The sequence below is a fragment of the Enterobacter sp. CGMCC 5087 genome, assembly GCF_003144775.1.
Lineage (GTDB): Bacteria > Pseudomonadota > Gammaproteobacteria > Enterobacterales > Enterobacteriaceae > Enterobacter > Enterobacter cloacae_M.
In genome coordinates this window covers 1-18,982 of sequence record NZ_QFXN01000244.1, presented here as the reverse complement: position 1 = coordinate 18,982, position 18,982 = coordinate 1, and the positions used below count along the sequence as shown (strand labels likewise).

17 protein-coding genes are annotated in these 18,982 nt (G+C 56.3%); 13 read left to right on the top strand and 4 right to left on the bottom strand.

Annotation, left to right across the window (positions count from 1 at the left end):
- A partial coding sequence (locus tag DEO48_RS21885) for a deoxyribodipyrimidine photo-lyase (protein ID WP_181367040.1) occupies positions 1–651 on the bottom strand: 651 nt, incomplete at its 3' end.
- Between the two features lie 600 nt (positions 652–1,251).
- Entirely contained in the window at positions 1,252–1,458 is a 207-nt protein-coding gene (locus DEO48_RS21880) for a YbfA family protein (RefSeq protein WP_023310781.1), read from the bottom strand.
- 309 nt (positions 1,459–1,767) lie between these two features.
- Here DEO48_RS21880 and kdpF point away from each other — a divergent pair, with 309 nt between their 5' ends.
- The 9 genes from kdpF to potE all read left to right on the top strand — a co-directional run bounded on the left by kdpF (position 1,768) and on the right by potE (position 13,700).
- Positions 1,768–1,857, top strand: coding sequence for a K(+)-transporting ATPase subunit F (gene kdpF / locus DEO48_RS21875; RefSeq protein ID WP_014069365.1), 90 nt, complete (start codon positions 1,768–1,770; stop codon positions 1,855–1,857).
- Positions 1,857–3,536, top strand: coding sequence for a potassium-transporting ATPase subunit KdpA (gene kdpA / locus DEO48_RS21870; protein ID WP_109846270.1), 1,680 nt, complete (start codon positions 1,857–1,859; stop codon positions 3,534–3,536). The genes kdpF and kdpA overlap by 1 nt, the downstream gene beginning before the upstream one ends.
- A gap of 18 nt (positions 3,537–3,554) precedes the next feature.
- Entirely contained in the window at positions 3,555–5,603 is a 2,049-nt protein-coding gene (gene kdpB / locus DEO48_RS21865) for a potassium-transporting ATPase subunit KdpB (RefSeq protein ID WP_109846269.1), read from the top strand.
- 12 nt (positions 5,604–5,615) lie between these two features.
- A complete protein-coding gene (kdpC, locus tag DEO48_RS21860) occupies positions 5,616–6,191 on the top strand; it encodes a potassium-transporting ATPase subunit KdpC (protein ID WP_109846268.1) in 576 nt (191 codons plus the stop codon).
- Positions 6,192–8,879, top strand: a complete 2,688-nt coding sequence (gene kdpD / locus DEO48_RS21855; protein ID WP_109846267.1) for a two-component system sensor histidine kinase KdpD — start codon at positions 6,192–6,194, stop codon at positions 8,877–8,879.
- Positions 8,876–9,553, top strand: a complete 678-nt coding sequence (gene kdpE / locus DEO48_RS21850) for a two-component system response regulator KdpE (protein ID WP_047073924.1) — start codon at positions 8,876–8,878, stop codon at positions 9,551–9,553. Before kdpD ends, kdpE begins: the two co-directional genes overlap by 4 nt.
- 279 nt (positions 9,554–9,832) lie before the next feature.
- A complete protein-coding gene (gene speFL / locus DEO48_RS21845) occupies positions 9,833–9,937 on the top strand; it encodes a leader peptide SpeFL (protein WP_003858645.1) in 105 nt (34 codons plus the stop codon).
- A gap of 254 nt (positions 9,938–10,191) precedes the next feature.
- Positions 10,192–12,390, top strand: a complete 2,199-nt coding sequence (gene speF / locus DEO48_RS21840) for an ornithine decarboxylase SpeF (protein ID WP_109846266.1) — start codon at positions 10,192–10,194, stop codon at positions 12,388–12,390.
- A complete protein-coding gene (potE, locus tag DEO48_RS21835; protein ID WP_109846265.1) occupies positions 12,387–13,700 on the top strand; it encodes a putrescine-ornithine antiporter in 1,314 nt (437 codons plus the stop codon). Before speF ends, potE begins: the two co-directional genes overlap by 4 nt.
- A gap of 143 nt (positions 13,701–13,843) precedes the next feature.
- Here potE and pgm read toward each other — a convergent pair whose 3' ends face one another.
- Together pgm and seqA are read right to left on the bottom strand one after the other, a co-directional pair.
- Complete coding sequence (gene pgm, locus DEO48_RS21830; RefSeq protein ID WP_045356603.1) at positions 13,844–15,484, bottom strand: phosphoglucomutase (alpha-D-glucose-1,6-bisphosphate-dependent); 1,641 nt, start codon at positions 15,482–15,484, stop codon at positions 13,844–13,846.
- A 24-nt stretch (positions 15,485–15,508) separates the two neighbouring features.
- Positions 15,509–16,057: a replication initiation negative regulator SeqA gene (seqA, locus tag DEO48_RS21825; RefSeq protein ID WP_008501070.1), complete on the bottom strand. Its 549-nt coding sequence runs from the start codon at positions 16,055–16,057 to the stop codon at positions 15,509–15,511.
- Positions 16,058–16,240: 183 nt separating this feature from the next.
- Between seqA and ybfF the strand changes: the two genes are divergently transcribed.
- From ybfF to fur, 4 genes are all read left to right on the top strand, one after another.
- Positions 16,241–17,014: an esterase gene (gene ybfF, locus DEO48_RS21820; protein WP_109846264.1), complete on the top strand. Its 774-nt coding sequence runs from the start codon at positions 16,241–16,243 to the stop codon at positions 17,012–17,014.
- Between the two features lie 128 nt (positions 17,015–17,142).
- The gene (ybfE, locus tag DEO48_RS21815; protein WP_028019455.1) at positions 17,143–17,430 is read left to right on the top strand and encodes a LexA regulated protein; all 288 of its coding nucleotides are present in this window, start codon (positions 17,143–17,145) and stop codon (positions 17,428–17,430) included.
- 155 nt (positions 17,431–17,585) lie between these two features.
- Complete coding sequence (gene fldA / locus DEO48_RS21810; protein WP_008501067.1) at positions 17,586–18,116, top strand: flavodoxin FldA; 531 nt, start codon at positions 17,586–17,588, stop codon at positions 18,114–18,116.
- Between the two features lie 291 nt (positions 18,117–18,407).
- The gene (gene fur, locus DEO48_RS21800; protein ID WP_023310771.1) at positions 18,408–18,854 is read left to right on the top strand and encodes a ferric iron uptake transcriptional regulator; all 447 of its coding nucleotides are present in this window, start codon (positions 18,408–18,410) and stop codon (positions 18,852–18,854) included.
- The last annotated feature ends 128 nt before the right edge of the window (positions 18,855–18,982 follow it).

Below are 18,982 nucleotides of genomic sequence, written 5' to 3'. Positions count from 1 at the left end.
CTGCTTGCAGAACTGGCGCAGTTGGGCGATGGTCGCTTTCTCATCGGCGGGGAATAGCGTTTCATCAAACGGCTGCTGAGGGTAATCAAACGTCAGCTCAGGCAGCTCTTTTATGGCTTCGCCTCGCACGGCAGGCGCGGCAACGCACTCCGGCAGCGCCTCTTTCAGACGTTTGATAAAGGCATTTTTGAACGGAGTAAAAACTTTATACATCTCGTGGTTGCCGGTCATCACGCTGCCCGGTGCCAGCATCACGCTGTCATCAAACCCTTCGCAGACCACCCCTTCCAGCATCTTCTCCAGCTGACGGTCGCGCTGCTGCTCGTTGAATTCGTACTGATAGTTGTAAAAAAGATGCGTGACGTTGTGCTGCTTACATATCTCCTGCACCGTCTGAAGCTGTGCCGCAAAATCACTCACCTCTTTATAGAGAAGCGGTATGCCTTTTCCAGCGAGCGAGTGCTGCAGATCGTTCAGATACGCCCGGAGCAAGGCCGCCTGCCGGGGGGCCATATCGTGCTGCCGCCACTGCTCGGGCGTGGCCATAAACAGTGCCAATACGTTAGCGTCTTTGGCGCGGCAGGCTGCCGCAAGGGCGATGTTGTCATGTACGCGCAGGTCCGCGCGAAACCAAACCAGATGGGTGGGCATAAAACTCCAGGCAATTATCCATTATGTCCGTAAGGGCATGCCGTAAAAGGAAAAAGCATGCATTGAACTACTTTGCCATGAAGTGTAGACGGGATGAAATAAAAAAGGCCGCCCGAGGCGGCCTTGGCGCTACTTGTCCTGCGCTATCGTGGATAAAGCGACAAACCCATTCGGCTCATCGCTCTTTACAACGAGTACGCTGGCGACAATGAACGCGATGCAAAAATAGCGTTTCATTATGCGGTCCCTGCTGCTAACCGCTCCACCGTTCACCACCGGTGATAAGTCGGTGGACACAAGCCCGGGTAGGCGGGCTGCTTTACGGCTGTAAATACACCTTTCCCAGGACCGATGCCCATTTGCGAGATGGCGGAAAGGGACGCAGCATCATAATTAACATCCGCTGAGAAGGTAAGATACTCGAATAAAATTAGGAATTTATAAAGGCTTCGAGGGATTGCCATCTGCTTACAGGAGGGTATGATAAAAATCCCGGGTAGGGGCTGCAAAACCACCCAACGGACCGCGAATCCCGAGGGACAAAAAAACCGCCACATTGCTGTTGGCGGTTTTTTTATTGCTATGTGTGTAGTCTTAGTATCAGTAGAAATCGCAGGTCGCTTTCTCGGCCTGATCCATCCACACCGGCTTCTCGCTGGTTTTCGCCCAGACGCGGTGCAGATAGCTGTAAAAACGTGCACGATCTTTCCAGAACAGCATCACCGGCAGAGCCAGCACGCCAGCCACTACGGCGAAAGCGCGGCGCAAGAACACGATATGAGCCGGATACTCTTTATAAAGATCCATATTTTTCTCCCCTATAGTTGGCCGGAAACGTCATCCGGAAAATTCAAAATCTGTGACCTGGCTAAAATAATATCGCTTTGTTTGTAATTTTACTACTCATCCGACCACTTATTTTTGCCCATTAAGTGAATATTTACATTCTCTCCGTAATTAAGTTACAAAAAAGTTAACAGTTTACTTATCAATAGTTAAATTGTGGGCTTTGCCATTTTTATACTTTTTTTACACCCGCCCTCCCCATTTTTGCGAAATCTTTGCGCCGGAAATCCTACCGTTAGTACAACAACGAAAGTCACCCGGAGGTGGATTGTGAGTGCAGGTCTTATTGCCGGCATCGTGCTGGTGTTCCTGTTATTGGGTTATCTGGTCTATGCCCTGATAAATGCGGAGGCCTTCTGATGGCTGCTCAGGCGTTTCTGCTTATTGCCAGCTTCTTAGTGGTACTGTTCATTCTGGCAAGGCCACTGGGATCGGGACTGGCACGATTGATCAACAACGTTCCTTTGCCCGGCACGGGAAGCGTTGAAAAAGGGATCTGGCGCGTACTGGGAATAGAGGATCGGGAGATGAACTGGCGTCAGTATCTGATCGCCATTCTGCTGCTGAATATCGTTGGGCTCATTGCGCTTTTTGCCATGCTGATGTTGCAGGGCATCCTGCCGCTGAATCCGCAACAGTTACCGGGCCTCTCCTGGCATCTTGCGCTGAACACGGCGGTGAGCTTTGTCACTAACACCAACTGGCAGTCCTACGCCGGTGAAACCACGCTGAGCTACTTCAGCCAGATGGTCGGGCTAACCGTGCAAAACTTCCTCTCTGCCGCCAGCGGTATCGCGGTGATCTTCGCGCTGACGCGTGCTTTTGCGCGTCAGAAAATCAATACCCTGGGTAACGCGTGGGTGGATCTGACCCGCATTACGCTGTGGATCCTGCTGCCAATTGCGCTGCTGATCGCGCTGTTCTTTATCCAGCAGGGCACCCTGCAAAACCTGATGCCTTACGCGTCCTATACCTCGCTGGAAGGTGCAAAACAGCTCCTGCCGATGGGGCCAGTGGCGTCACAGGAAGCCATCAAAATGCTCGGAACGAACGGGGGGGGCTTCTTCAACGCCAACTCGTCACATCCGTTTGAAAACCCTACCGCATTGACCAATTTTGTGCAGATGCTGGCGATTTTCCTGATCCCCGCCGCGCTCTGCTTTGCCTTTGGTGATGTGGTTAACGATCGCCGTCAGGGCCGCACCTTGCTCTGGACCATGTCTCTGATCTTTGTGGTCTGCGTGGCGCTGGTGATGTGGGCTGAATGGAGCGGCAACAGCCATTTCATGCAGCTGGGGGCCAACAGCAATATCAACATGGAAGGTAAAGAGAGCCGCTTTGGCATTCTCGCCAGCAGCCTGTATGCGGTGGTCACCACGGCGGCTTCGTGCGGAGCAGTCAACGCCATGCACGATTCCTTTACGGCGCTGGGTGGCATGATCCCGATGTGGCTGATGCAGATTGGTGAAGTCGTCTTTGGCGGCGTGGGCTCGGGTCTTTACGGCATGCTGCTGTTCGTGCTGCTGGCGGTGTTTATTGCCGGTTTGATGATTGGCCGCACCCCGGAATACCTCGGTAAAAAAATCGACGTTCGCGAGATGAAATTAACCGCGCTGGCGATTCTGGTCACCCCTGCGCTTGTGCTTCTTGGCACCGCGCTTGCGCTGATGACCGAGGCCGGACGCAGCGGCATCTTTAACCCCGGCATTCACGGTTTTAGCGAAGTGCTGTATGCCGTCTCTTCTGCCGCCAACAACAACGGCAGCGCCTTTGCGGGCTTAAGCGCCAACTCACCGTTCTGGAACTGCCTGCTGGCGTTCTGCATGTTTGTGGGTCGCTTCGGGATCATTGTGCCGGTGTTGGCGATTGCCGGATCGCTGGTGAATAAAAAAATCCAACCGACCACCACCGGGACATTGCCGACCCACGGCGCGCTGTTTATCGGCCTGCTGACGGGTACCGTGTTACTGGTCGGCGCCCTGACCTTTATCCCCGCCCTCGCGTTAGGCCCGGTCGCGGAATACCTCTCTTTACGCTGATTTTGCGGAGAAATTGTCATGAGTCGTAAACAACTGGCCCTGTTCGAACCGTCATTAGTTCGCCAGGCGCTCATGGATGCGGTGAAAAAGCTGAGTCCGCGCGTGCAGTGGTATAACCCGGTGATGTTTATTGTCTGGGCGGGAAGCGTGCTGACCACCGCCCTGGCGATTGCCATGGGTACGGGCCACATGCCGGGAAATGCGATGTTTACCGGCGCCATCAGCCTGTGGCTGTGGTTTACCGTGCTGTTCGCCAACTTTGCGGAAGCGCTGGCGGAAGGCCGGAGTAAAGCCCAGGCCAACAGCCTGAAAGGGGTGAAGAAAACCGCCTTCGCGCGCAAGCTACGTGAACCGAAATACGGCGCGCAGATGGACCACGTTCCGGCTGATGAACTGCGCAAAGGCGATGTGGTTCTGGTAGAGGCCGGTGACATTATCCCTTGCGACGGTGAAGTCATCGAAGGGGGCGCCTCGGTGGATGAAAGCGCCATTACAGGGGAGTCCGCGCCGGTTATCCGCGAATCCGGCGGCGATTTCGCCTCCGTGACGGGCGGGACGCGCATTCTCTCCGACTGGCTGGTGATCCAGTGTAGCGTTAACCCGGGGGAAACCTTCCTCGACCGGATGATCGCCATGGTGGAAGGCGCGCAGCGTCGTAAAACGCCGAACGAGATTGCCCTGACCATCCTGCTGGTGGCCCTGACCATCGTCTTCCTGCTGGCAACCGCGACGCTGTGGCCGTTCTCAGCCTATGGCGGCACCGCGGTCACCATCACGGTGCTGGTGGCGCTGCTGGTCTGCCTGATCCCCACCACCATTGGTGGGCTGCTGTCAGCCATCGGCGTAGCCGGCATGAGCCGTATGCTCGGTGCCAACGTCATCGCCACCAGCGGGCGGGCGGTGGAAGCCGCCGGTGACGTGGACGTCTTACTGCTGGATAAAACCGGGACCATTACCCTCGGTAACCGCCAGGCGTCAGATTTCCTGCCCGCCCCCGGCGTGGATGAAAAAACGCTGGCGGATGCCGCACAACTCTCTTCGCTTGCCGATGAAACCCCGGAAGGCCGCAGTATCGTGATCCTCGCCAAGCAGCGCTTTAACCTGCGCCAGCGCGACGTTCAGAGCCTGCACGCCACTTTCGTGCCCTTCACGGCGCAAACCCGCATGAGCGGCATTAACATTCAGGATCGCATGATCCGCAAAGGCTCTGTTGACGCTATCCGTCGCCACATTGAGGCCAACAACGGCCACTTCCCACCTGAAGTGGACAGCCTGGTCGAAAGCGTGGCCCGTCAGGGGGCGACGCCGCTGGTGGTGGCCGAGGGCGCACACGTGCTGGGGGTGATTGCCCTGAAGGATATCGTCAAAGGCGGTATCAAGGAGCGCTTTGCCCAGCTGCGTAAAATGGGGATCAAAACGGTGATGATCACCGGGGATAACCGTCTTACCGCCGCGGCGATTGCCGCCGAAGCGGGCGTGGATGATTTTCTTTCCGAAGCCACACCGGAAGCGAAACTGGCGTTGATTCGTCAGTATCAGGCGGAAGGCCGCCTGGTGGCGATGACCGGCGACGGTACCAACGACGCCCCTGCCCTGGCGCAGGCCGACGTGGCGGTGGCAATGAACTCCGGTACCCAGGCGGCAAAAGAGGCGGGCAACATGGTCGACCTCGACTCTAACCCGACCAAGCTGATTGAAGTGGTGCACATTGGCAAGCAGATGCTGATGACGCGCGGGTCGCTGACTACGTTCAGTATCGCCAACGATGTGGCGAAATATTTCGCCATCATTCCGGCGGCGTTTGCTGCGACCTACCCGCAATTAAACGCGTTGAACGTGATGCACCTGCACTCTCCGGCATCGGCCATTCTGAGCGCAGTGATCTTTAACGCCCTGATTATTGTCTTCCTGATCCCGCTGGCGCTGAAAGGCGTGAGCTATAAGCCGCTCACGGCCGCCGCCATGCTGCGCCGCAACCTGTGGATTTACGGTCTGGGCGGGCTGGTGGTGCCTTTCATCGGTATCAAAGTTATCGACCTGCTGTTGACGCTGTTCGGCCTGGTTTAAAAGGTGAATCAAATGACGATGTTACGCCCCGCTATACTTCTGTTTATTCTGCTGTCTCTCATTACCGGCGGGCTGTACCCGCTGGTGACCACCGCGCTGGGCCAGTGGTGGTTTAAGGATCGGGCCAACGGCTCGCTGATTATGCAAAACGGTGAAAACCGCGGTTCGCGCCTGATTGGTCAGAACTTTACGGATGCCCGTTACTTCCAGGGACGCCCTTCCGCCACTGCCGAAAGCCCGTATAATCCGATGGCATCCGGCGGCAGTAACCTGGCGGGCAGCAACCCCGAGCTGGACAAAGCCGTTGCTGAGCGCGTGGCAGCCCTGCGCGCCGCTAATCCGCAGGCCAGCCGTGAGGTGCCCGTAGAGCTGGTGACCGCCTCGGCCAGCGGGCTGGACTACAGCCTGACGCCGGCAGCCGCGGCATGGCAAATCCCGCGCGTCGCCGCGGCCCGTCAGCTGACCGTCGAGCAGGTTAGCCAGCTGGTTGCAGAGCACACGCAAAAGCCGCTGGTCGGCTTTATCGGCATGCCCGTGGTGAATATTGTTGAGCTGAATCTGGCGCTGGACGCGCTAAGGAAAAACTAAATGACCGACGAGCCCATGCGCCCGGATCCGGACAGGCTGCTTGAACAGACGGCCGAAGCCCATCGCGGCAAACTGAAAATTTTCTTTGGCGCCTGCGCAGGCGTCGGGAAAACCTTCGCCATGCTGACGGAAGCCCAGCGGCTTCGGGCGCAGGGGCTCGATATATTGATAGGCGTGGTAGAAACCCACGGACGCAAAGAGACCGCATCGCTGCTGAAGGGGCTGGCCCCCCAGCCGCCCCGCCGCATCAGCCACCGCGGTCGGTTAGTCACCGAATTCGATCTCGATGCCGCCCTCGCCCGCCGTCCCGCCCTTATCCTGATGGACGAACTGGCCCACAGCAATGCGCCAGGCTCACGCCATCCAAAACGCTGGCAGGATGTAGAAGAACTACTCGAAGCCGGCATCGATGTATTCACGACGGTTAACGTTCAGCATCTGGAGAGCCTGAACGACGTGGTCAGCGGCGTGACCGGCATTCAGGTACGCGAGACGGTGCCCGACCCCTTCTTTGATTCTGCCGATGAAGTGGTACTAGTCGACCTGCCCCCCGACGATTTGCGCCAGCGCCTGCATGAAGGCAAAGTCTATATCGCCGGCCAGGCCGAGCGCGCCATCGAGCATTTCTTCCGTAAAGGCAACCTGATTGCCCTGCGCGAGCTGGCCCTGCGTCGTACTGCCGATCGCGTCGACGATCAGATGCGAGCCTGGCGCGACCTGCAGGGCCAGGAGCGCGTCTGGCATACGCGAGATGCCATCCTTCTGTGCGTAGGGCACGGCAGCGGCAATGAAAAGCTTGTCCGCACCGCCGCGCGCCTGGCGGCCAAATTTGGCAGCGTCTGGCATGCGGTTTATGTCGAAACGCCGCAGCTGCACGCGCTGCCCGAGAACCAGCGCCGCGCGATATTGAGTTCGCTTCGCCTGGCGCAGGAGCTGGGTGCCGAAACCGCCACCCTTTCTGACCCTCAGGAAGATAAAGCCATTTTGCGCTACGCCCGTGAGCACAATCTGGGGAAAATCGTGATTGGCCGTCGCCAGCATCGCCGCTGGTTTAGCCGCGAATCCTTTGCCGACAAGCTGGCACGCCGCGCACCGGATCTGGACCTGGTGATCGTGGCGCTGGATGATAAGCCCACGCCGTTACCCAGCCGCGCGCCGGACAGCCGTGCCTTCAGCGATAAATGGCGCATTCAGCTGCGCGGCTGTCTTGTCGCCGTCGTGCTCTGCGCCCTGATTACCGTGATTGCCAGCCAGTGGCTGATCGCGTTTGATGCCGCCAACCTGGTGATGATCTACCTGCTTGGCGTGGTGGTGGTGGCGCTCTTTTACGGTCGCTGGCCGTCGGTACTGGCGACGGTCATCAACGTCATCAGCTTCGATCTGTTCTTTATTGCCCCCCGCGGGACGCTCGCCGTGTCGGACGTACAGTACATTCTTACCTTCGCGGTGATGCTCACCGTCGGGCTGGTGATCGGGAATCTGACGGCGGGCGTGCGCTATCAGGCGCGTATTGCCCGCTATCGCGAGCAGCGCACGCGCCATCTCTATGAGATGTCGAAATCGCTGGCGGTGGGACGCACGCCGCTGGATATCGTGCAGACCAGCGAGCAGTTTATTCGTTCGACGTTTCATGCCAGCAACCTGATTTTGCTCCCGGACGAACACGGCAAGCTGCGCCCGCTGACGTCGGCCTCAGGCATGACGCCCTGGGACGAAGCCATCGCGCGCTGGAGCTTTGACAAAGGGTTACCTGCGGGCGCAGGGACCGACACCCTGCCCGGCGTGCCCTATCAAATTCTGCCGCTGCGCAGCGCCGATAAAAATCAGGGGCTGGTGATTGTTGAGCCCTCAAACCTGCGCCAGCTGATGATCCCCGAACAGCAGCGGCTGCTGGAGACCTTTACGCTGCTGGTTGCCAGCGCGCTGGAGCGGCTGGCCCTCACCGCCAGCGAAGAACAGGCCCGGCTGGCGAGCGAGCGAGAAAGCATTCGTAACTCGCTGCTGGCGGCGCTCTCTCACGATCTGCGAACCCCGCTCACCGTCCTGTTTGGTCAGTCAGAAATCCTGACGCTCGACCTGGCGGCGGAAGGCTCTAAACACGCCCTTCAGGCCAGCGAGATCCGCCAGCATGTCCTGAATACCACGCGTCTGGTGAATAACCTGCTCGATATGGCGCGTATCCAGTCAGGCGGTTTTAACCTCAAAAAAGAGTGGCTCACGCTTGAAGAGGTGGTGGGCAGCGCCCTGAAAATGCTCGAACCCGGCCTGGGCGGGCGGCATATTGCGCTGAACATGCCCGAGCCCCTGACCTTAATTCACGTTGATGGTCCGCTGTTTGAACGGGTGCTGATCAACCTGCTGGAAAATGCCGGAAAATATGCGGGCGCCAGCGCGCAAATTGGCGTGGATGCGACGGTGGACGACGGCACGCTTCATCTTGACGTCTGGGATACCGGACCCGGCATTCCCGCCGGGCAGGAGTTGGCTATTTTCGAAAAATTCGCGCGCGGCAATAAGGAGTCGGCCATTCCGGGCGTGGGGCTGGGGCTGGCGATTTGCCAGGCGATCATTGACGTCCATGGCGGGTCCATCTCCGCAGAGAATCGTCCCGAAGGCGGCGCGCGGTTTTGTGTTACACTTCCTCTGGAAACCCCGCCAGAACTTAATGAATTACCAGAGGATTTGTGATCAACGTTCTGATTGTTGAAGATGAGATCGCCATTAGCCGTTTTCTGCGCGCTGCGCTGGAAGGGGACGGTCTGCGCGTTCATGATGCGGGTACGCTTCAGCGGGGTTTAATTGAAGCCGCCACCCGCAAGCCGGACCTGGTGATCCTCGATCTTGGTCTGCCGGACGGCGACGGCATCGATTTTATCCGGGAAGTTCGTCAGTGGAGCCAGATGCCGATCCTCGTGCTCTCCGCGCGTACGGAAGAGACGGATAAAATCGCGGCGCTGGATGCCGGGGCGGATGACTATCTGATTAAACCTTTTGGTATCGGCGAACTACAGGCTCGCCTTCGCGTGGCGCTGCGTCGCCACAGCGCAACCACGCCCGCTGACCCAACCTACGCGTTTGGGGATATCCGGGTTGACCTGGCCGCGCGGCGCATTGTGCGCGGTGAAGAAGAAATCCATCTGACGCCAATAGAATTTCGCCTGCTCGCCGTTCTGCTCAACAACCACGGCAAGGTTCTCACCCAACGCCAGCTGTTAAGTCAGGTGTGGGGGCCCAACGCGGTGGAACATAGTCATTATTTACGCATATATATGGGACATCTTCGTCAGAAACTCGAAGTTGATCCCGCTCGCCCTCGCCATTTATTAACTGAAACCGGTATCGGTTATCGGTTTATGCTTTGAATAACTATTCATTTTATTTTTAAATAAAATCAAAATACCTCAGAAAATATTTCATAAATAACCCATGCATTATTTTTACGGGTTATTCTTGTTCATTTAAAACATTGATAACACAACCTGTTAACGTAACACCAACAAATCAGAATTTTGATCTGCGATATTCATCTAAAACGAATATTTATTTCTGATTTGATCGGTTAACGGTGATCTACCTCACGGTTAATCGCCTTTTCCTGGATAAAATGACCATGCTTTCAATTACTGAAAGGAAAATGAAACATGGAAAACAACAATCGCTTAATGCCCCATATAAGGCGGACAACACATATCATGATGTTTGCCCACCGAAACTGCTTTGACTTTCATCTCTTTAATGCCCGGTAGTCCTTCGACTTCTGGCGCACCCGCTTACAGGTTATCCTGAAACACCTTATTTTACAGGCGATTGCCTGTGAACTCGTGCGCTCATTCATTTTAATTCAGACTCATCCGCACCGGGCGGACTGAATTTCAATCATCAAAAAAGCAATTCACTGATTTTAATCAGCGGCCACCCTTTGCTTTTTTTCCGGTAAATTATCGATTTCTTTCTTGCAGGAAATCGAGGGACGCTTATTACCTAAAATAAAGAGAGAAAGATGAAAAGTTTAAAAATCGCAGCCAGTCGTGCATGTCCGGATTGCTTTACTACCCAGCGTGAACTGGTAGATGTCCGTGCCTCTGATTATATTGATGTTGCCGCCATTGTTCTGGCGGTCACGGATATTGCCAGCGGTATCCTGGACGAAATAGAAGCCACCGGTTTTGGCATTCCTGTTTTTGTCGCGACGCACAAAGAGGAATTCATTCCGGCAGACTATTTATCGCGCATTCACGGCGTATTTGAGTATTCAGACACCAGCAACGACTTTTATGGACGCCAGCTGGAAGCGGCGGCCCAGAAGTATGAAACCCAGCTGCGCCCGCCGTTTTTCCGCGCCCTTGTCGACTATGTGAAGCAGGGCAACAGCGCGTTTGACTGCCCGGGGCATCAGGGTGGCCAGTTCTTCCGCCGTCATCCTGCCGGTAATCAGTTTGTGGATTTCTTTGGCGAGACGCTTTTCCGCTCCGACCTGTGTAACGCCGACGTGGCGATGGGCGATCTGCTGATTCACGAAGGCGCGCCGTGCATTGCGCAGCAACATGCGGCGAAGGTCTTTAATGCCGATAAGACCTACTTCGTGCTGAACGGCACCTCGTCATCCAACAAAGTGGTACTTAACGCCCTGCTCACGCCGGGCGACCTGGTGCTGTTCGACCGCAACAACCACAAATCCAACCATCACGGTGCCCTACTCCAGGCAGGCGCAACGCCGGTCTATCTGGAAACCGCGCGCAACCCGTACGGCTTTATCGGCGGCATTGACGCCCACTGTTTTGAAGAACAGTACCTGCGCGAGCTGGTGGCCGAAGTTGCACCGGGCCGTGCGCGCGATGCGCGTCCGTTCCGTCTGGCTGTGATCCAGCTGGGTACCTACGATGGCACCATCTATAACGCCCGTCAGGTGGTGGATAAGATTGGGCATCTGTGTGATTACATTCTGTTTGACTCGGCCTGGGTGGGTTACGAGCAGTTTATTCCGATGATGGCCGACTGCTCTCCGCTGCTGCTGGAGCTGAACGAAAACGATCCGGGGATCCTGGTCACCCAGTCCGTGCATAAACAGCAGGCCGGCTTCTCGCAGACCTCGCAAATCCATAAGAAAGACAGCCATATCAAAGGGCAACAGCGCTATGTCCCGCACAAGCGGCTGAACAATGCCTTTATGATGCACGCCTCCACCAGCCCGTTTTATCCGCTGTTCGCTGCGCTGGACATTAACGCCCGTATGCATGAAGGCCAGAGCGGCCGCAACATGTGGATGGATTGCGTGGTGAACGGTATCGAAGCGCGCAAGCTGATCCTGGAGAACTGCCGATATCTGCGCCCCTTCGTGCCGGAGACGGTGGATGGCCGCCCGTGGGAAAGCTGGGACACGGCGGAAATTGCGACCGATCTGCGCTTCTTCCACTTCGTACCGGGTGAAAACTGGCACGCCTTTGAAGGCTACGCTGAGCATCAGTATTTTATCGACCCGTGCAAGCTCCTGCTGACCACACCGGGCATCAACGCCCGCACCGGGGAGTATGACGACTTCGGCGTGCCCGCCACTATCCTTGCCAACTTCCTGCGTGAAAACGGCATCGTGCCGGAAAAATGCGATCTCAACTCGATCCTGTTCCTGCTCACGCCTGCGGAAGATATGGGCAAACTGCAGCAGCTGGTGGCGCAGCTGGTGCGCTTCGAAAAACTGCTCGAGAGCGATGTTCCGCTGAAAGACGTCCTGCCTTCTCTCTACAAACAACATCCGGAACGTTACGCGGATTACACCCTGCGCCAGATCTGCCAGGAAATGCATGACCTGTACGCCCGCCACAACGTGAAACAGCTGCAGAAAGAGATGTTCCGCAAGTCTCACTTCCCGCGCGTGATGATGAACCCGCAGGACGCGAACTACGCCTATCTGCGCGGTGAGGTTGAACTGGTCTCCCTGCGCGACGCGGAAGGCCGCATCGCCGCCGAAGGCGCGCTCCCTTATCCACCGGGGGTATTGTGCGTGGTTCCAGGGGAAGTCTGGGGCGGTTCCGTGCTGCGCTACTTTGCCGCGCTGGAAGAAGGCATCAACCTTCTGCCGGGCTTCGCGCCGGAGCTGCAGGGTGTGTACGTCGAGGAGTGTGAGGGTCGCAAACAGGTTCGCTGTAACGTCATCAAACAACCCGCCGCTCAGCCCGCGCTGCTGAAAGGAGAGAAATTATGAGTAAGTCCAATAAGATGGGCGTGGTGCAGCTGACCATCCTCACCATGGTGAACATGATGGGCTCCGGGATTATCATGCTGCCCACCAAACTGGCAGAGGTGGGTACCATCTCTATCATCTCCTGGCTGGTGACGGCAGTCGGTTCAATGGCGCTGGCGTGGGCGTTCGCCAAGTGCGGGATGTTCAGCCGTAAGTCAGGCGGCATGGGCGGCTACGCCGAATACGCCTTTGGCAAGTCGGGCAACTTTATGGCCAACTACACCTACGGCGTGTCGCTGCTGATCGCCAACGTGGCGATTGCCATCTCAGCCGTGGGTTACGGTACGGAGCTGTTTGGCGCGACGCTCAGTCCTGTGCAAATTGGGCTGGCGACCATCGGCGTGCTGTGGATCTGCACCGTGGCTAACTTTGGCGGCGCTCGTATCACCGGACAGCTCTCAAGCATCACCGTCTGGGGCGTGATTATCCCGGTTATCGGCCTGTGCATCATCGGCTGGTTCTGGTTTAGCCCGACGCTCTACGCCAACTCCTGGAACCCGCACCATGTGCCGTTCTTTACCGCGGTCGGCTCTTCTATCGCCATGACGCTCTGGGCCTTCCTGGGTCTGGAATCCGCCTGCGCGAACGCGGAAGTGGTAGAGAATCCGGAAAAGAACGTGCCGATTGCGGTCCTCGGCGGCACGCTGGGCGCGGCGGTGATCTATATCGTCTCGACTAACGTGATTGCAGGCATCGTACCGAATATGGATCTGGCTAACTCCACGGCGCCCTTCGGACTGGCCTTCGCGCAGATGTTCACCCCAGAAGTCGGGAAGGTGATTATGGGTCTGATGGTGATGTCCTGCTGCGGTTCACTCCTCGGCTGGCAGTTCACCATCGCGCAGGTGTTTAAATCCTCGGCCGATGAAGGTTACTTCCCGAAAATCTTCTCCCGCGTGACCAAATCGGATGCGCCGGTGCAGGGCATGCTGGCGATTGTTATCTTCCAGAGTGGATTATCGTTGATGACCATTAGCCCGTCGCTGAACAGCCAGTTCAACGTGCTGGTTAACCTGGCGGTGGTGACGAACATCATTCCGTATATTCTGTCGATGGCAGCGCTGGTGATCATCCAGAAGGTGGCGAAGGTGGATCCACGCAAAGCGCGTGCGGCCAATATCGTGGCGCTGATTGGGGCAATCTACAGCTTCTATGCGCTCTACTCATCCGGCCAGGAAGCGATGCTCTACGGGGCGATGGTGACCTTTATGGGCTGGACGCTGTACGGTCTGGTGTCACCACGGTTTGAATTGAAGAATAAGCATAGTTAAAAAAAGCCCGGTGGCTCTAGCGCTTACCGGGCCTTCGAGGTCAAAGCAAAACGGCAACCCATGGGTTGCCGTTTTTAGGGTTTTCTCCCTCTCCCTATGGGAGAGTGCCGGGGTGAGGGCATCAGCCCGCACCCATACCGCACTTACGCGTTTTTCAGCACTTCGCTGACAATCTCTACCGCTTCTTTCTCAATCTGCTGACGGTGCTCAGCGCCGAGGAAGCTTTCGCAATAGATTTTGTACGCATCTTCCGTACCGGACGGACGCGCGGCGAACCAGCCGTTCTCGGTCATCACTTTCAGACCACCAATGGATGCGCCGTTGCCCGGTGCCGCCGTCAGACGTGCGGTGATCGGGTCGCCCGCCAGGGTGCTTGCGCTGACCATCTCCGGTGAGAGTTTGGACAGGGCCGCTTTCTGGGCTGACGTCGCGCCAGCCTGAATACGGTTATAGCTTGGTGCACCAAAGCGTGCCGCCAGGTCATTGTAATGTTCCTGCGGGTTCTTACCGGTGACTGCGGTAATTTCCGCCGCAAGCAGGCACATGATGATGCCGTCTTTATCGGTTGACCATGGCGTGCCGTCGAAACGCAGGAAAGATGCGCCCGCGCTCTCTTCACCGCCGAAGCCGAAGCTGCCGTCGTGCAAACCGTCAACGAACCATTTGAAGCCGACCGGCACTTCCACCAGCTTGCGGCCCAGCGCCTCGACCACGCGGTCGATCATCGCGGAGGAAACCAGCGTTTTACCGACGGCCACCTCTTTGCCCCACTGCGGGCGGTGCTGGAACAGATAGTTAATTGCAACAGCCAGATAGTGGTTCGGGTTCATCAGCCCGGCAGGGGTGACGATACCGTGACGGTCATAATCCGGGTCGTTAGCAAACGCCAGATCGAATTTATCACGCAGCGCCAGCAGGCCCGCCATCGCGCACTCGGAGGAGCAGTCCATACGGATCGCGCCGTCTTTGTCCAGGTGCATAAAGCGGAAGGTCTGATCGACGTGATCGTTCACGATGGTCAGATCCAGCTTGTAATGCTCGGCGATACGTTTCCAGTATTCGATACCGGAGCCGCCCAGCGGATCCACGCCCAGCTTCAGCCCGGCTTTCTGGATGGCCGCCATATCGACGATATCCGCCAGCCCTTCCACGAACGGCTGAACCAGATCCTGCTCTTTCACGTGACCGGACGCCATGGCAGCATCCAGAGAGATGCGCTTCACGCCTTTCAGACCGTCAGCCAGCAGCGCGTTCGCACGATCTTCCACCACTTTGGTAACGTTAGTGTCGGCCGGTCCGCCGTTAGGCGGGTTGTATTTGATACCACCGTCTTCCGGCGGGTTGTGGGATGGCGTGATAACGATACCGTCCGCCAGCGCACCACCTTTTTTGTTGTGCACCAGGATGGCGTTAGAGACCGCAGGCGTCGGGGTGAAGCCGTTGTTCTCCTGAACAATCACATCAACGCCGTTTGCCGCCAGCACTTCCACAACAGAGATGAATGCCGGTTCAGACAGGGCATGGGTATCTTTCCCCACGTAGCACGGACCGGTAACGCCGTTTTTAGCGCGCTCTTCCGCAATGGCCTGAGCAATGGCTAGAATGTGCGGTTCGTTAAAGCTGTGGCGCGCCGCGCTGCCGCGGTGACCAGATGTACCAAACTTCACTGCGTGTTCTGCGTTGCCCACGACCGGTTTCAGCACATAATACTGCGCGGTCAGCTGAGCGACGTTAATCAAATCGCTTTGTTGTGCAGGTTGGCCTGCACGGCTGTGATTTGCCATTACCGGGTCCTTCTGATGCAAGGGTTAAATTGTACCGCAAACCTTTTCAATCAATTCCGCCGGGAACTGCATGGACTGCATGATGTGTTCAATCATGCTGCACTTGCGGCCCGTATTGGTATTGGTGATCACCCAGTACGGGGTGCCAGGAACATGTTTGGGTTTGGTTTGATTGCCATTTTGCAGCAGCGTCTGCTCGTCGCCCGCGAAATAGACGCGAGTACGGCCGTGAAGCGACTCGGTCGCTTCAGCAAACGCTTTGTTATCCAGTGAGTAAAGTGTAGATAGCACCAGCATAAAGCGGTTAACCGCCTTTTTCTGCTCCGCGTATTCATCGGAGAGCAGCAGCTCGCGCATCGCGCGCACTTTATCTTTTGCAGGCGTCACGGCAGGTTTTGCTTGTGCAACAACGCTCGGCTGAGACACGACATCTTTGGTGACTGGGGTAGCAGGCTGTGAAGCGGCGGAAATTTTAAGCATGCGCCGTAAAATGTCGGACGCGCTCTCCCCGATATGCCGCGTCTGGCTGGCAATATACTGATAGAGTTCGTCATCAACTTCGATTGTTTTCATCTTAATCCAGTGCGATATCTTATCTGAATACAAGTCATTGGGATTATAAGGTCAAATCCCAACAGCGGATAGCGTCAAACCAGGTTGGCAGCAAAAGTCAGATTAAACTGGAACCTTGCAGCCGGGCGGCAGAATGGTCAACATGATACCCTAACCTGACATACGTAAAAAAAGAACTTTGCCATGAAATTGAATACCCGAGCGCAAACTGCACAATCGCCGAACAATAATTCTCCCATCGTACTGGTTCACGGGCTTTTTGGTAGTCTGGATAACCTGGGCGTGCTGGCGCGCGATCTGGTTACCGACCACGATATTTTACAGGTCGATATGCGCAATCATGGTCTTTCCGGTCGTTCCGACAAGATGACCTACGCGGCGATGGCGCAGGATCTGCTGGATACGCTGGATGCCCACGACCTGCAAAAGGTGACCCTCATCGGGCATTCAATGGGTGGCAAAGCGGTGATGGCCCTGACGGCACTGGCCCCGGACCGTATTAGCGGCCTGGTGGTGATTGACGTCGCGCCCGTGGATTACGACGTCCGTCGTCACGACGAGATTTTTGCCGCTATTAATGCGGTCACAGAAGCGGGTGTCGCGACGCGCCAACAGGCGGCTGCCGTCATGCGTGAGCATCTTAATGAAGAAGGCGTCGTTCAGTTTCTGCTGAAGTCGTTTGTTGACGGGCAATGGCGTTTTAACGTGCCGGTGCTCTGGGACCAGTACAATAACATCGTCGGCTGGGAAACCGTCCCCGCCTGGCCACACCCTACTCTCTTTATTCGCGGCGGCAACTCGCCTTACGTTACCGACGCGTACCGCGACACGCTGCTGGCCCAATTCCCGCAGGCTCGCGCCCACGTGATTGCCGGTGCAGGGCACTGGGTGCATGCGGAAAAACCGGACGCCGTACTGCGCGCCATCCGCCGCTATCTCGCTGATACTGCAAATTGATTAAAAAGAAAGCGACTGGAAGGCTGCGGGCTTCCAGTCGTTGGCGTGCCGTTTTTGGTGATGTATGATGGCGCGCTTATCGCCCGGGCATTAGCAGGGCGGCGTGTTTCCCCCGAAGTCTCAGAATCATGGCCAAAGAACAAACGGACCGTACGACACTAGATCTGTTCGCGAATGAGCGTCGCCCGGGACGACCCAAGACGAATCCGCTTTCGCGCGATGAACAGCTGCGTATCAATAAACGCAACCAGCTTAAACGCGATAAAAATCGTGGGCTTAAGCGTGTCGAACTGAAGCTTAACGCCGACGCCGTCGATGCACTTAACGAGCTGGCTGACGCGCGAAATATCAGCCGCAGCGAGCTCATTGAAGAGATGCTGCTCGTCCAGCTTGAGACGTTACGCAGCCAGGCATAAGTCTGAAAATCCCCTTTATCGCCCTTTTCATGTAGCACAGAGTGCAGTCCTGCGCGATAGCTGTTTCCGCAGGGTTGCCAGTTCTGCTATTATTCCCCTTATCCGTGGCCAAATTGCGCCACCATACTATTAAGTTTCAAGAGGTTATTTTACTCATGGCAATCATCGGCATTTTCTTTGGCAGTGATACCGGCAATACCGAAAATATCGCAAAAAACATTCAAAAACAGCTCGGTAAAGACGTTGCTGATGTGCATGACATCGCCAAGAGCAGCAAAGAAGATCTGGAAGGCTATGACATTCTGCTGCTGGGTATCCCAACCTGGTACTACGGTGAAGCCCAGTGCGACTGGGATGATTTCTTCCCGACTCTGGAAGAAGTGGACTTCAACGGTAAGCTGGTCGCCCTGTTTGGCTGTGGCGATCAGGAAGACTACGCCGAATACTTCTGTGACGCGCTGGGCACCATCCGCGATATCATTGAGCCGAACGGCGCGGTTATCGTCGGCCACTGGCCGACCGCCGGTTACCACTTTGAAGCGTCTAAAGGCCTGGCCGATGACGATCATTTCGTGGGTCTGGCCATCGACGAAGACCGTCAGCCAGAGCTGACGGCAGAGCGCGTTGAGAAGTGGGTGAAGCAGATCCGTGAGGAACTGCACCTGGACGATATTCTGAACGCCTGATTTTTATCGCGGCGCAGCGGCGGCTGCGCCCGTGCTCCAGGTCAAACCGATTAAATTAATCGCTACAATCTTTTAACTTTTTCGCCCAGACCTGTACAATGTCTCCCTGATAAAATGTGGTTTTCCATTGAGCAGGTTTGTCGGTGATACCCCATTTTTATAAGCATATTTTGCCTGAGACTTGCAGTTTTCATTTAGCCATGGCAGTTCTATAATGAGACGCATTATCCCGGGTGCATTTTCTGTCACTTCCTACAGAAGTGAATCGTTTAGCAACAGGACAGATTCCGCATGACTGACAACAATACCGCATTAAAGAAGGCTGGCCTGAAAGTTACGCTTCCTCGGTTAAAAATCCTTGAAGTGCTTCAGGGTCCAGACAATCACCATGTCAGTGCGGAAGACCTCTATAAACGTCTTATCGACATGGGTGAAGAGATTGGGCTGGCTACCGTCTATCGCGTGCTGAACCAGTTTGATGACGCGGGCATTGTTACCCGTCATAATTTCGAAGGCGGTAAATCTGTTTTCGAACTGACCCAGCAGCAGCACCACGATCACCTGATCTGCCTCGATTGCGGCAAGGTCATTGAATTCAGCGATGATTCCATTGAATCACGCCAGCGTGAAATCGCGGCGCGTCATGGCATCCGCCTGACGAACCACAGCCTGTATCTTTACGGTCACTGCGCTGAAGGCGACTGCCGCGAAGACGACCACGCGCACGACGCGAAATAATCAGTATTCATACTCTGAGCCAGCCGCAAGGTTGGCTTTTTTTTTGCCTGAAAAAGCCCGGTGGCGCTGCGCTTACCGGGCCTACGGGCGATGACACCTTTGTAGGCCCGGTAAGCGCAGCGCCACCG